This is a genomic window from Treponema vincentii (assembly GCF_018336815.1).
GTDB lineage: Bacteria > Spirochaetota > Spirochaetia > Treponematales > Treponemataceae > Treponema.
On the sequence record NZ_CP050497.1, the window covers coordinates 2,592,641 to 2,605,847 of the forward strand.

At 39.8% G+C, this 13,207-nt stretch carries 12 protein-coding genes and 1 pseudogene; 9 read left to right on the forward strand and 4 right to left on the reverse strand.

Features of this window, described 5'->3' with window-relative positions; all coding sequences use genetic code 11:
• Positions 1–162: 162 nt before the first annotated feature.
• The 8 genes and pseudogenes from GWP40_RS13485 to GWP40_RS11910 all read left to right on the forward strand — a co-directional run.
• Positions 163–258: pseudogene (locus GWP40_RS13485) on the forward strand (phage integrase N-terminal SAM-like domain-containing protein); the annotation flags it as partial.
• 379 nt (positions 259–637) lie between these two features.
• Complete coding sequence (locus GWP40_RS11880; RefSeq protein ID WP_212565481.1) at positions 638–1,663, forward strand: hypothetical protein; 1,026 nt, start codon at positions 638–640, stop codon at positions 1,661–1,663.
• A gap of 157 nt (positions 1,664–1,820) precedes the next feature.
• A complete protein-coding gene (locus GWP40_RS11885) occupies positions 1,821–2,312 on the forward strand; it encodes a hypothetical protein (protein WP_002675099.1) in 492 nt (163 codons plus the stop codon).
• Positions 2,313–2,580: 268 nt separating this feature from the next.
• Complete coding sequence (locus tag GWP40_RS13170) at positions 2,581–2,805, forward strand: hypothetical protein (protein WP_230974465.1); 225 nt, start codon at positions 2,581–2,583, stop codon at positions 2,803–2,805.
• Positions 2,806–3,278: 473 nt separating this feature from the next.
• A complete protein-coding gene (locus GWP40_RS11895; protein ID WP_212565482.1) occupies positions 3,279–3,563 on the forward strand; it encodes a hypothetical protein in 285 nt (94 codons plus the stop codon).
• A 2-nt stretch (positions 3,564–3,565) separates the two neighbouring features.
• Positions 3,566–3,979, forward strand: coding sequence for a type II toxin-antitoxin system VapC family toxin (locus GWP40_RS11900; RefSeq protein ID WP_212565483.1), 414 nt, complete (start codon positions 3,566–3,568; stop codon positions 3,977–3,979).
• Positions 3,980–4,122: 143 nt separating this feature from the next.
• Complete coding sequence (locus GWP40_RS11905) at positions 4,123–5,958, forward strand: TaqI-like C-terminal specificity domain-containing protein (protein WP_212565484.1); 1,836 nt, start codon at positions 4,123–4,125, stop codon at positions 5,956–5,958.
• Positions 5,945–6,235 carry a hypothetical protein gene (locus GWP40_RS11910; RefSeq protein WP_212565485.1) on the forward strand — a complete coding sequence of 97 codons (291 nt, stop codon included), beginning with the start codon at positions 5,945–5,947 and terminating at the stop codon, positions 6,233–6,235. Before GWP40_RS11905 ends, GWP40_RS11910 begins: the two co-directional genes overlap by 14 nt.
• Before the next feature lie 229 nt (positions 6,236–6,464).
• On the opposite strand, the gene GWP40_RS11915 is transcribed toward GWP40_RS11910, so the two are convergent.
• The 4 genes from GWP40_RS11915 to glpK all read right to left on the reverse strand — a co-directional run bounded on the left by GWP40_RS11915 (position 6,465) and on the right by glpK (position 11,917).
• Positions 6,465–7,355: a ketopantoate reductase family protein gene (locus tag GWP40_RS11915; protein WP_212565486.1), complete on the reverse strand. Its 891-nt coding sequence runs from the start codon at positions 7,353–7,355 to the stop codon at positions 6,465–6,467.
• A gap of 97 nt (positions 7,356–7,452) precedes the next feature.
• Positions 7,453–8,700, reverse strand: coding sequence for an NAD(P)/FAD-dependent oxidoreductase (locus GWP40_RS11920; protein ID WP_212565487.1), 1,248 nt, complete (start codon positions 8,698–8,700; stop codon positions 7,453–7,455).
• A 166-nt stretch (positions 8,701–8,866) separates the two neighbouring features.
• Positions 8,867–10,420 (reverse strand): NAD(P)/FAD-dependent oxidoreductase, encoded by a 1,554-nt coding sequence (locus tag GWP40_RS11925; RefSeq protein WP_212565488.1) that lies wholly within the window; start codon positions 10,418–10,420, stop codon positions 8,867–8,869.
• A 3-nt stretch (positions 10,421–10,423) separates the two neighbouring features.
• Entirely contained in the window at positions 10,424–11,917 is a 1,494-nt protein-coding gene (gene glpK / locus GWP40_RS11930; protein WP_212565489.1) for a glycerol kinase GlpK, read from the reverse strand.
• A gap of 530 nt (positions 11,918–12,447) precedes the next feature.
• On the opposite strand from glpK, the gene GWP40_RS11935 reads away from it, so the two are divergent.
• Positions 12,448–12,921, forward strand: a complete 474-nt coding sequence (locus GWP40_RS11935) for a cysteine hydrolase family protein (protein WP_230974466.1) — start codon at positions 12,448–12,450, stop codon at positions 12,919–12,921.
• Positions 12,922–13,207: the final 286 nt, after the last annotated feature.

The window sequence follows — 13,207 nt, forward strand, 5'->3', positions numbered from 1 at the left end:
GTAACTTTTTTGCTTTTTTTTTGTTACACGCAATCTCTCTTCCATATAATCATAAAAGCAAGAGTTATCCTCGCTTCTGTAAAATTGAGAAAGTAATGACAGCGATCCGCATGAAGCGATAGTTTTGAACACCGGAACGATTGGGGAAAGTGATACGCCTATTCCGATGCGGAGATAAATCCCTTTGTGAGCTATCTTGCAGTAAAAGAAAAAGTCGCTGCTTCAAGTCAAAATCAAGCGCTTGCCGCTCTTTTGTTTCCCTAACCGCGGTGGTCTTGGCGAGCAAAGCCCTATAGATAGGCTGTAATTTTTCTTTAGCCTGTTTAGTGATGATAGGTCTAATCCGGCTGTTGATGCTGTGTGCAGGTTAATATTATGGCAGAAAGATTTAATTTCTTATCTTGTAGCAGTTTAGATTGTAAACGAGTAGTTTTTATGATATTATGAGGAAAGGTCGAAAAGGTGTTAGACGGATTGCCCAATGGCTTGGATATTTTTTGTTTATTAGGGCAAATTAGGAAGCGGTTGTATTAAAGCTCGCACGGAAGAAAAAAAATCAAGTAAAACAAAGAGGCGATTGAAAAATGGTTTCAAAAATATAATATAAACTATAAAAATTTTATAAAAAGGAAGATTAATGAAAAAAATATTTTTTCTAACAGTAGTATATTGCTCACTACTAATTTCTTGTAAAAATAATTCCGACGGTAAAAAACTCAGTTATGATGGAAAAATATTGACCGAACAGTTAACACAAAGCGAATTTGATTACTCTAAAGCTAAAGAAGAATTAAATCGTGAGCGAACAGATTCACGAATTCCTTTTACAATGAATTTTTATGGTTGTTTGGGAAAACCTGTTTTAAAAGTAGAAGGGAATAATGACGTATATGTAATGTTAGATTCAGGCTCTACACGGAACTGGTTTTATTATTCTTTATTAGAAAAGATTAATGTGACTGAAGATGATTTCATACAAAAAGTAGTTGAATATATCAAACAGAATGAACTAGAGCTGATAAAGAATCATTCTTCAGAAAAAGAAGTTGCTCAATATTTAAAAAACGAATGGTCTAATTATAATCTTAATTATCTAGCTTCCGTATCTTTTGGAGACAATTCTCTGCGATATGATCCTAATGTTAATGAAACTTTTGATGGAGTTATCGGAGCTGAATTTCTATTGAATTATGACAGAGTTACAATAGACTTTATCAATCAATATATTATTTTAAATGACGAAAAACTTGATGGTGCTGCTTTAAAAATGTATCAAAGTCCTAATGATGAATTTGATATTTATTTTGAATATAGAGGACAACCTGAATTCGGAATGATTGATACAGGTAATTATGGGTTTACTCCAAGACATAATTTTGGAGATAGAAATCAACAATATGATATAAATGATTATTCAAATTATGGATATGGCTATAAAGATAAAGTTCCTATTACACCAAGAGTAATGTATTCTTATAATGATATAAAAATAGGTGAGGTTATTTACAACAATATGAATGGTGCTTATTCAACAATAAAAGGCTCTGGTTTTAATAAAGGAGCACAATCTCATATGATGAAACTAAATGGGCTTGGTAATGTTTTTTTCTATAACCATATAATTCAATTTGATTTTGTAGATATGCAGTTTATTATTAAATAACAATACAAACAGGAATGTATTTGAATATAAAAAAAGGGATTTGTATTCGTGAAGCAGAAAATTCATCTGTTTAAGAAAGAATATTAGTTGGACGCTCTCATAGATCCGCTAGTTTTTTAATTTAAAATATAATACAAATAAATAAGGTGTATAACAAATGGCAATAACAATGATAACAACTCTTATGCTGATGGTGTTTTATTTTCTTTTGTTGTATGGAGGTGTGGCTTTTGTTCAAAACAAGAAGTTTTTTTCTTCAGCCCCCAAAGAGGTTTATGATGCTGTTCCTGACCGAAAAGAAAGATTTCACGGTGCACATATAATCGGTTGGATTATAATTGCAATTGCTTTTCTTATCCTTTTTGGTGCATTTATACTTGGAGCATGGGACGGAATTCATAATAATTTTAATTTTATTGAATTTTTCATAAGATTTTTAATTATGCTTTACGGAATGGAAACTTTCGATATTGTGTTTTTCGATTGGGTTCTTCTCTGTCATTCAAATTTCTTTCCTCATTTTTATCCGGAAGTTAAGGATATGGTAGGTTCGCATTTATTTGGATATAATTGGAAAACACATGTCATTCATTACATTATATATATTCCGATTTGTGCTGCACTAGCGTGGATATGTACTTTGTTTTAGGATGCCCATTTGTTATGGAAAAAGAATTAAGATTATTAGTACAAGATAAATGAAAGACGTCTAACACCCGCTTCAACCTGACATTGCGGACAAGCCGCAAATGCAGGTTAAGCGGTAGTTAGATTGATGCCGCACAGCGGCACTTAAAAAGAATAAGTCTGGAGAGAAAAAATTCGTAAGTATATTTATTCTTTTAGAAAGTGAAGAAGTTAAAAATCAAACCTGTAAATTTTCGGATGCAAATAAAATTTATACAAGGAGATGGAAAATGAATTCTGAAAAAAAGACTTTTAAAGCAGTTTTAACGCTTGGAATTCTTGTGTTACTGATTTTATCATTTATAGGAATTTATAAAACAACTGGCGCATTTGTGGAAAATGATGTACTTATAGTCAAAGGTATGTACGGTGTAAAAATACCAATAGCAGAAATTGAAAATATAATAAAAATTGAAAATATTCCAATTGGAGGTAGAAGAAAAAATGGACTTTGACTTGGACCGATTAAAATAGGGCATTTCTATTATAATGAACTTTGAGATGTTCGGTTGTATATTTTAAAAGCTGGAGCGCCGTATTTATTGATAAGCTCTAAGACTGAAAAAATAATAATTGGATTAGGAAAAACTGAAAATGAGATACTGTATAGCCAGTTGAAAAAATAAATTTTAGTTATTAAAATTACAGATAATGAATATTTTAGAAAATATTATAATTATTGTAAGGATAATTATAAAACCTTAGGCTGATGCCGCAGAGCGATACCTTCGTTGTAAGTGAAACTTTCAACATATATTCATAATCTATTTGTTAATGGGAGGAAATAGGAATTCGTAATATGAGATTTGTAAATGCAATACTGAGAAATGTAATGTCAAAGTCAATAATATGTAAATATTTCGGGCGGTTTCCGTCTGACTTTATATAAATCACAAAGAAATATAGTAGTTGAATCTAGGAGGATTATATGTCTGATACAATGATAAATACATCAAAAAAACGATCTTATCAAGTTCCATATGAAGTTTTGGAAAAAAGGCTTGAATCCATTCCTGTTGAATTTCTTTCAGATGTTTCTGATTTTTTTGATTTACTGGATTATAAAATAAATGTCATAAAATCTCAGAAGAAAGATAAACTATCAACTGAAGCAGGAATGGATTTATTAAAACAGATTACAGGCTGTATTTCTTCAGATATAACTATTGAAGATGCCAAATCGGAGTATTTTTCTGAAAAATATGGATCGTAAGTATGAAAATATTAATTGATACAAATATTATTCTTGATATTGTCCAAAATAGAAAAAAATTCTTTGATGCATCAAATCAAATTTTCAAAGATTGTATTTGTAAAAAACACACAGGTTTTATTACAGCGCATTCAATTTCCGATGTATTCTTTATTTCCAGAAAATCTTATAATATTGAAAGCAGAAAAAGTATAATAAAACTGCTTTGTAATTTTTTCACAATTTTATCAGAAAGAAAACAAGATTTTCTTGCTTTTGTAGACAATGCAGACTGGAATGATTTGGAAGGTGCGCTTCAAATGAAATGTTCGGAAAATGCAAATCCGGATTATATCATTACACGAGATGCTGAAAATGGATTTAGGAATTCTCCTGTCAAAATAATTAGTCCGGAAGATTTTTTAAATCTAAAATGAAATAAAACCTAACACTCGCTTCAACCTGACATTGCGGACGAGCCGAAAATGCAGGTTAAGCGGCAGTTATGTGAACAGCCCTGTGGGCAGCTTTTTTCATGAGGAATAGTATAAAAATCAAAAATAGAATATACTTAATTAATATGAATAAGTTGAAAACAACTTTTGCAAAAAAAGATATTCAAAATAGATTTAATATTTCTCTTGCCACTGTAAACAATTGGATAAAAACCGGTGTAATTCCATCTCCTAAAGACGGATATTATACAAAAGATGTATACTCAGCTTTGATCACTTCTATTGAAACAAGTACAAATAGATTGCAATCAAGAGCCAATCGCTCATACCAAAAATCTTCAGATCTTATATTTTTAGGAATCAAAGATAAAAAAAGAAAAGAGCTTCTTGTAAAACTTATTGAAGATTTTGAAACCAGTAATCTCTCTATTCTAGAAGCTACCGCTTGTCTAGGAAAACAAATTCTTATAAACAATAATTTATACAATAAAAACTCAGAAATTTTTACAAAAATAAATAGTATTTACAATGGTAAAAATATTTTCCAAAATTTTCATATAGAAAATAAGAATGATGATATTTTAGGTGCTTTTTATCAATCAGTGCAAAGCATTGCCTGTAAATCAAAGGATGGTTCATTTTACACGCCTGCTGAACTTCTTACTTCAATCGAAATTCCATTGAAAGCAAAAGTGTTAGATCCTTGTTGCGGAAGCGGAAGTATTTTAATCAATACACTTACGAAGCAGCATAATCCATCAAATATTTTTGCCTTTGATATTGATGAAACCGCTTTGTTAATCTGTTATATCAATCTTGTTCTGTTTTTTGAAGATGCATTTATTTCTCCTCATATTGAACGGCGTGATTTAATTTTTACGAATACAAGTGATTTGTTCAATCAGAATAAAGAAAAATATGATTTTATTGTTACAAATCCGCCATGGGGAAGTAAACTCGCAAAAGAACAGAAAAATTTTTTGTTAGATGCTTATCCGCTTTTAGATACAACAGAAGTTTTCAGCATTGCTTTATATAATTCAATGCAAAAATTATGTGAAAAAGGTGAATTAAATTTCTTCCTTCCGGAATCCATATTAAATGTTTCAACTCATAAGAATATTCGAAAATTTTTATTAAACTCTCATCGAAATATAGATATTCTACCATTGGGAATGGCATTTAAAGGGGTTCAATCAGAATGTGTGCTTTTAAAGCTTTCTGAAATTGTAAAAGGTTGTATCAAAATTACTGTTAAAAAAGAAAAAACGAACAAACTCAATATACATAATATTTCTGCACCGGATTATTTTATATCTTATACTATTTCTGAAAATGATGATAAAATTTTAAATAAGATTTATTCTGAATATTCCGTGAAACTTCCCACCGATACGAAATTTGCTTTAGGTATTGTAACAGGAAATAATAAAAAATATGTTCACAAAATCAAGGGTGGAAATGAAGAAGCTGTGTTTCGAGGAAAAGATATATTACCGTATAAATTAAAATCACCGGAAACTTTTATACGTTTTACTCCTGAGATATTTCAACAGGTCGCTCCCGTAGAAATGTACCGTACTAAAAAAATTATGTATAAATTTATTTCCGATAAAATTGTCTGTGCGTTAGATAGCAATAGCTTAATTTTAAACAGTGCCAATGTTATTATATCTAATAATTATCCAATGGAAATCTTAGTGTGTTTGTTTAACAGTCCAATCTATTCTTTTATCTATCAGAAAAAATTTAAATCAAAAAAAGTATTAAAACAACACTTTCAAGATTTTCCATTACCTATGTTAAACAATGATTTGGTCAAATTATTTTATGATGTATATGCAGATATATTGACAGCCGCAAAGAAACAAGAAGATGCCGATAAAATCATTTGTTCCTATTTTAAAATATCAGATACCGAATACAATTACATTAAGGAGAGTGTTTATGGAAACACTTGAAAATGAATTGGAACTCTTGATTTCAAAAGTCAAAAATGCTGATAATTTTTGCTCTGAAATTGAAAACATTCAAAATGTATATCCGTTCAATAAATACGAGTACATTATAACAAAACTTGTTGAAGAAAAGATTCTTTCTTATGATGATTATCTTGAGCTAAGAAATGATTATGAAGGGCAGGTAATGATTACTCGTGAAAACATTGCTTCCATACAGAAATTCCAAGTTGAAGGGCGAGCATTAAGACAAGCAATAATTGAAAAATATGAAGAATAACACATAACAATAAATTCAAAGCCGACAAACCAGTCAAGCTGGTTTGCGGTTTAAAACAATGTTATGTGGACTACCCTTCGGGCAGCAAGAAGGAGAAAAATGGAAACAGAAATTCTGACAAAATTTAAATATCAGATGCCAGAAACTGAATATTCTAATGATTTTCTGAAGGTATCAAAGCTCCTACAGCCGAATATGCCCATACAGATTTGCCGCTTTTGTCAATGTATCAACAGCTTTTTCCAGTTGTCCTTTCAAGATATCGGTAGAATTGTATGTGTAGCTGCTTCATTTCATCGGGAGCTTTCATCGAGTGGTGGTACATAAACATATATCCGAAATGGCTTTTAAAAATGAGTGTAAAAATAATCTGTAATATCCGGACGGGTAAAAGTCTTAAAAGATACATCTTAGGCGGGGAAAGTTTTATACCGAAACGATATAACATAGTAAAGTTGCTTTTAATTTGTTGTGCAGTATCATACATTACTGCGATTTCTTTCCAAACCGTTTCCGGATTTTTTGCTTTGTAATACGCATCGGCAATCGGAACGACCAGCGCCAGATGGCAGACTTGCCAGCAGTGCATATTTTTTACAATTCCATGCGGTATGTTCGATACCCTAAAAATAACCGCTAATTTTCCCAACCGTGCCGATCGGTTTCCGTTAATTTCAGCAAAGGTTGTAACTTGAATAATACGCGGTGTAAAGTCCGCTTTAAGGATGCCGTTTTCATAACTGCCTCCTGCCCCCGGAAATGCCGGTATAATGCGCCCTGTTCCGCAAATACGTTCCCAATTACTATACGGTTCAAGCGTATTTACCATTGTAACAATATTCGGGCTGATATTGTACTTCAACTCTTTTAACGCCTTATGCACCTGATTTTCTTTTACGGTTAGAAAGATAAAATCATACAAATCATCATTTTCCAATGTACCGATAACGGTAACATTTGCTCTGTGGATGGTGCCGTTTTTTTCATACTGTAGACCGAGGGTTTGCAGTGTTTCAAGTCTTTCCCCTCGTGCGTACACAGCGGTGTTATATCCAGCTTCAGCAAACGCGGCGGCATACAAACTACCGATTACACCTGCACCGTAGATTAAAAGCTTCATGGTAGACTTCCTTGAAATGCGATGTTCTCGCATCGTGCTATTTGTTTCTGCAGACGCCTCTTAAAACCTTTCAGATGGAGCAGGTGCAATCACACCATTACTCCACTGTAACTTCTGCGGTGATCGGTTCCGTCAAAGAACGTATCTTTTCGGCGCTCAATGGGATATTGATCATTTCGGAGGGAATCATGCGGGCGATCCGTTTTTTTGCAAGTACGGTGTCTCCCGATTTTACCAATACGGTAGCGTTTTGATAGATGGCATCAACCCGCATAAAGAGGTTCACTCCGTCGGGCATGTGGGTCAACACTTTGCGCGGCATCACATACCGGATACCGCGTCCGGCTGTGCAGGGAATGAAAGCCGAATCGGGTAGAGCGCCGAGCGCATACAACCCTGCGTGTTTACCGGCGATTCTGCTTTCCCGTGTTACAAAATCGACGATGTCGTGTACATGCAGTACATTACCGCAAGCGAATATCCCCGGTATCTCCGTTTGCATCGTGCTGTCAACCATCGGTCCGTTGGTAATCGGATCGAGCGGAACACCGGCTTTTACCGAAAGCTCGTTTTCGGGGATCAATCCTACCGAAAGGAGGAGCGTGTCGCAGGGATAATATGTTTGCGTGCCTTCGATTTCGTTAAAATGCGAATCGATTTGCGAAACGGTAACGCCTTCCAGCCGGTTCTTTCCGTGGATAAAGCTGATATTATGGCTTAACAAAAGCGGTATACCGTAGTCCTCCAAACATTGGGCGATATTCCGGTTGAGTCCGCTCGAAAAAGGCATAATCTCTACGACGGCTTTTACCTTTGCCCCTTCGAGTGTCATACGCCGCGCCATAATCAGCCCGATGTCGCCGGATCCGTAAATGACAACCTCGCACCCCATGCGGCAGCCTTCCATATTCATCATCCGCTGCGCCATGCCCGCGGTATATACGCCTGCGGGACGGTACCCTTTTACGGCAATCGCGCCCGCAGTGCGTTCGCGGCAACCCATCGCAAGCACAACGGCTCCGGCCTGTATGGTTTTAAGCCCGCCCGTCCCCGCCGCAGTGATAAGCCGCTCCGGCGAAATATCGAGTACCATTGTATTCAGCATTATCTGAATATCCGTTTGCGCAGTCTGCATAATAAAACGCTGCGCATATTCCGGACCGGTTAGTTCTTCTTTAAATTCATGCAAGCCGAAGCCGGCGTGGATACATTGATTGAGGATGCCGCCCAATTCACGGTCGCGTTCAATAATCAGAATTTTTTTTACGCCGGTTTCCCGCGCGGCGAGGGCTGCAGCCAAACCTGCGGGACCGCCCCCGATCACTACAACATCATATTTCATCATGCTCTTTTTCCGTTTAATCAACAACCCCGGCGCAGAGCATCGGGGTATGTTGTTCTCATAAGGTGGTTGCAGTCGGCTTTCATACCCTTTATTACGACGCAGAGCGCCAGGGTATGAAACCCTCCGCACGAATAAACCTGTTCGGAACCTTCCGTTTCTGAACAGGTTACCTTGAATGCTTTGGAAAATCGCCGCTGCAGCTTTTACGCTCACCGGCATTCTTTAATCTGCCCAACACAATCTCCGTGCCTCTGTCCGATTTGGCGATGTTTTCCATCGGCAGCTGTAATTCCCTACTGAGGATTTCCAAAACGCGCGGCGTACAAAAGCCTCCTTGACAGCGTCCGGTTCCGGGGCGTACCCGCCGCTTAACACCGTCAACGGTACGCGCTCCGGCAGGGCGGCGGATTGCTTCAACGATTTCCGCCTCCGTTACCGTTTCGCAGCGGCAGATAATCCGTCCGTAGAGCGGATTTTCCGCAATCAGGGTCGCCCGCTCTTCGTTGGAAAGGGCGGAAAACTGACTGATACCTTTCCGTGCACTAACAACCTGCGGCTTTTTTATCAGCTCCGCTCCTGCATACTGCAAAAGCTCCGCAACATATTCGGCAATTGCCGGCGCCGAGCTTAATCCGGGAGATTCGATGCCTCCGGCGTGGATAAATCCCTTTGCATGTTTTGAAGCATAGATCATAAAGTCGCCGGTACTCGGGCGGGCGCGCACGCCGGTAAAGGTGCGGACGGTTTTTCGGAAGTCGAGCGCCGGTACCGATTTTTTTGCCGAACTGTCAATCTTGTTTAGCCCGGCAAGCGTTGTCGAAGTATCCTCGCGGTCGTCAACGTCCTGCGCTGTCGGCCCTGCCAAAAGGTTGTTATCATAGGTGGGAGTTACCAGAACGCCCTTGCCCATTTTGGTCGGCGCCTGAAAGATAACGTGATGCACCAGATCGCCGCACACCTTATCCAGCACACGGTACTCACCTTTGCGGGGATTGATAGTGTAATCGTAGTCGCCGATCATCGCGGCAATCTTATCCGCGTAGAGCCCTGCGGCGTTGATGACATACCGCGCAGTAAAAACACCCTGCGATGTCGTTACGGAAAAGGCATGTTCTTGCGCCGACGTTTGTGCAGTTACAGTTTGAACGGCGGTATCCTGTGTTGGCGCGTGCCAAATATCCTCATCTATTTTTTGTATACCGGTAACCTCGGCATCGCATATCAGCTCAACGCCGTTTTCTACCGCATTTTCGATAAATGCGTATGTCATGCCAAAGGGACACACGATACCGGCAGTCCCACAAAATAAAGCGCCTCTCGTTTCGGGTGAAAGATTCGGCTCTTCCGCGAGGGTCTTTTCCCGATTCCAAAGTTCAAGTTCCGGTACGCTGTTTGCGATACCTCGCTCATAGAGCATTTTGATTGCTTCCATATCTTCATCGGAAAAGGCGACAACCAACGAACCTATCTGCTTAAAATGAAACTGAAGCTGCGGCGCAAGGCGGCGGATCAATTCGTTTCCGCGTACATTGAGGCGGGATTTTAGCGTATTAGGTTTTGCGTCAAATCCGCCGTGCACAATAGCGCTGTTTGCCTTAGAGGAACCTTCGCAAACTTCCGAATGCTTTTCGAGCAATGCAATGCTCAGCCGGTACTGCGACAACTCGCGTGCAATAGCACACCCGACAACACCCCCGCCGATTATAATCACATCATACATGAGTTAGTCGTCCCAATCCATGGCACGTCTTATCGCCTTTTGCCAACCGGCATAGCGCTGTGTCCGCGCCGCTTCGTCCATCTGCACGGTGAATGCGCGGTCTACTGCCCAGTTGCGTTTAATTTCTTCCATATCTTTCCAGAAGCCGACTGCCAGTCCCGCCAAGTACGCGGCGCCGAGTGCGGTTGTTTCCAGAACCTGCGGACGGTGTACCGGTACGTTGAGAATATCAGCTTGGAACTGCATTAAAAAATTGTTGACCGCCGCACCGCCGTCTACTTTCAGCGCCTTGAGCATAATGCCGGAATCTTTTTCCATCGCGGAAAGGACATCCCGTGTCCCGTAGGCAATCGACTCAAGGGTGGCGCGGACGATGTGTTCACGCTTTGCGCCGCGGCTTAAACCCACAATCGCACCCCGCGCATACATATCCCAATACGGAGCGCCGAGACCGGTAAAAGCAGGCACAACGTATACGCCGTTGGTATCTTCTACCCGCTCCGCGTAATACTCCGTTTCGGCGGCATCGTACACCAGTCTAAGCTGATCCCGCAGCCATTGCACGGCTGCTCCCGCTACGAAGATGCTTCCCTCAAGCGCATAAGACACCGTATCTCCGATGCCCCAAGCAATGGTCGTTAAGAGTCCGTTCTTGGAGATAATCGGCGTAGCGCCGGTGTTCATCAGCATAAAGCAGCCGGTGCCGTAGGTGTTTTTCGCCATGCCCGCTTCGAAGCACGCCTGTCCGAACAGCGCCGCCTGCTGATCTCCCGCGGCTCCTGCAATAGGGATGTCGGCGCCGCCGAAGGTGCGTTCATCGGTTTTGCCGTACACGCAGCTTGACGGCTTTACCTCCGGCAGCATGATGCGCGGAATATTCAGTTCCGTCAGAATTTCATCATCCCATTGCAGGGTGTTGATATTGAACAACATGGTGCGGGATGCATTGCTGTAGTCGGTAACGTGTACCTTGCCGCGGGTCAAATTCCAGATAAGCCACGTGTCGATATTCCCGAACAGCAGCTCGCCCCGTTCCGCCCGCTCGCGTGCTCCCGCAACATTATCGAGTATCCATTTTATTTTTGTGCCGGAAAAATAGGCGTCGATGATAAGCCCTGTCTTTTTTCGTATCGTATCCGTCCAGCCCTTTGCTTTGAGTTCGTCGCAGATGGAAGCGGTACGGCGGCACTGCCACACAATCGCATTGTATACGGGCTTTCCGGTATTCTTATCCCACACGACGGTGGTTTCCCGCTGGTTGGTAATCCCGATTGCTGCAACCTCATCGGGGCGCGTTCCGGTTTCTTCCAATACTTGTCGGGCAACACCGCTCTGTGTCCCCCAAATTTCCATCGCATCGTGTTCCACCCATCCGGACTTGGGGAAAATCTGAGTAAACTCTTGTTGTGCCGTAGCGATAATCGTACCGGCTTTATCAAATAAAATAGCGCGGGAACTGGTTGTCCCCTGATCAAACGATAAAATATATTTTTTCATGCTATAAAGAACCTCTAAAAACCTCAGCTTTTAGAGGTTTTCCTTAAACTTATTTGCGATGTTTCGGCAAAGCCGAAATTTGACGGGCATCTCTAAAAATCTAACCGAGTTTTTAGAGATGCCCTATATACTATAAGTCGGTTTCGGTAATTATGCAAGTTCAAGGCCGAAGGGAAACGCATCCGGCCGTTTTTTTAATACCCCGCGGAAAAATTGATACTATTCGACCAGAGTTGAACCTCTTCGCGGTTCAAATGGTCTCATAGTCTCAATTTTTTCGCGATTTTTATCTACCCTGCCTGATGCGTTTACCTATTTACTGGAAAAATGTGCGAAATTTTAGGCAAAATTTCGCACAGAAGGAAGGCCACCGCTAAAAATATTTTTAATGCGGTCGCCTTGACTTGAAATAAACGATAGAAAATTATATATGAGAATGTATGCATCAGTACATGGCGCCTTTAAAAATCTAACAGGGGGTTTAGCGATGCCTCTATGCGAGAAAATATCGGATTGACGGAGGATTTTCAATGAAAGATGTGTTAGTGGTTATCGATATGCAGAATGATTTTGTCAGCGGGAGTTTGGGTACAAAAGAAGCGCAGGCGATTGTGCAAAATGCCGTAAAAAAGATTGAGACCTTTAAGGGGCACATTGTCTTTACGCAGGATACACACCCAAGTTCTTATTTGAAATCTCAAGAAGGAACGTTTTTACCTGTTCAGCATTGCATAAAAAACACAGAAGGGTGGGAACTTGTTGCTCCGGTAAAAAAACTCATGACCGATCAAGTCTACGAAAAGCCGACTTTCGGTTCACTTTCGCTGGCGGAAGCCTTAAAAACTTTAAATGAAAAAACACCGATCCATTCTATTACACTGATAGGATTGTGCACGGATATTTGCGTTGTGTCGAATGCGCTGTTGTTAAAAGCTTTTTTTCCCCGAAGTCCCCATTCATGTCGATGCCGCTTGCTGTGCGGGAACAACGCCCGAAAATCATAAGGCAGCGCTGCAGGTTATGAGGATGTGTCAAATTATTATCGAAAATGAATAGCCGAGACTGAATAAGATTATGGATTCTACGATACGATTGCTCCCTGCCGATGCGGTGTACACTGTGTATGAGCGGCTGCGCTTGGCGAAGAAAGCTTGAAAGGCTATATCAATTTCATTAATTTGTATCCGACAAAGGCAAAGCGGATTATCGCGCTTAGCAAAATTCTGATAGACCACTATTATTCAAAAGTACCGCATTGGAAAGCCTTCCGTGTGTCGGGCGGAAAACGGC

What these genes read in the sequence shown, in the direction of transcription:
- GWP40_RS11895 (WP_212565482.1), top strand. Translation starts at nt 3,279, where the DNA reads ATGTCTGATACAATGATAAATACATCAAAAAAACGATCTTATCAAGTT.
- GWP40_RS11925 (WP_212565488.1), bottom strand. Translation starts at nt 10,420, where the DNA reads ATGTATGATGTGATTATAATCGGCGGGGGTGTTGTCGGGTGTGCTATT.
- GWP40_RS11910 (WP_212565485.1), top strand. Translation starts at nt 5,945, where the DNA reads ATGGAAACACTTGAAAATGAATTGGAACTCTTGATTTCAAAAGTCAAA.
- GWP40_RS11935 (WP_230974466.1), top strand. Translation starts at nt 12,448, where the DNA reads ATGAAAGATGTGTTAGTGGTTATCGATATGCAGAATGATTTTGTCAGC.
- GWP40_RS11920 (WP_212565487.1), bottom strand. Translation starts at nt 8,700, where the DNA reads ATGATGAAATATGATGTTGTAGTGATCGGGGGCGGTCCCGCAGGTTTG.
- GWP40_RS11915 (WP_212565486.1), bottom strand. Translation starts at nt 7,355, where the DNA reads ATGAAGCTTTTAATCTACGGTGCAGGTGTAATCGGTAGTTTGTATGCC.
- GWP40_RS11905 (WP_212565484.1), top strand. Translation starts at nt 4,123, where the DNA reads ATGAATAAGTTGAAAACAACTTTTGCAAAAAAAGATATTCAAAATAGA.
- GWP40_RS11880 (WP_212565481.1), top strand. Translation starts at nt 638, where the DNA reads ATGAAAAAAATATTTTTTCTAACAGTAGTATATTGCTCACTACTAATT.
- GWP40_RS11900 (WP_212565483.1), top strand. Translation starts at nt 3,566, where the DNA reads ATGAAAATATTAATTGATACAAATATTATTCTTGATATTGTCCAAAAT.
- GWP40_RS11885 (WP_002675099.1), top strand. Translation starts at nt 1,821, where the DNA reads ATGGCAATAACAATGATAACAACTCTTATGCTGATGGTGTTTTATTTT.
- GWP40_RS13170 (WP_230974465.1), top strand. Translation starts at nt 2,581, where the DNA reads ATGAATTCTGAAAAAAAGACTTTTAAAGCAGTTTTAACGCTTGGAATT.
- glpK (WP_212565489.1), bottom strand. Translation starts at nt 11,917, where the DNA reads ATGAAAAAATATATTTTATCGTTTGATCAGGGGACAACCAGTTCCCGC.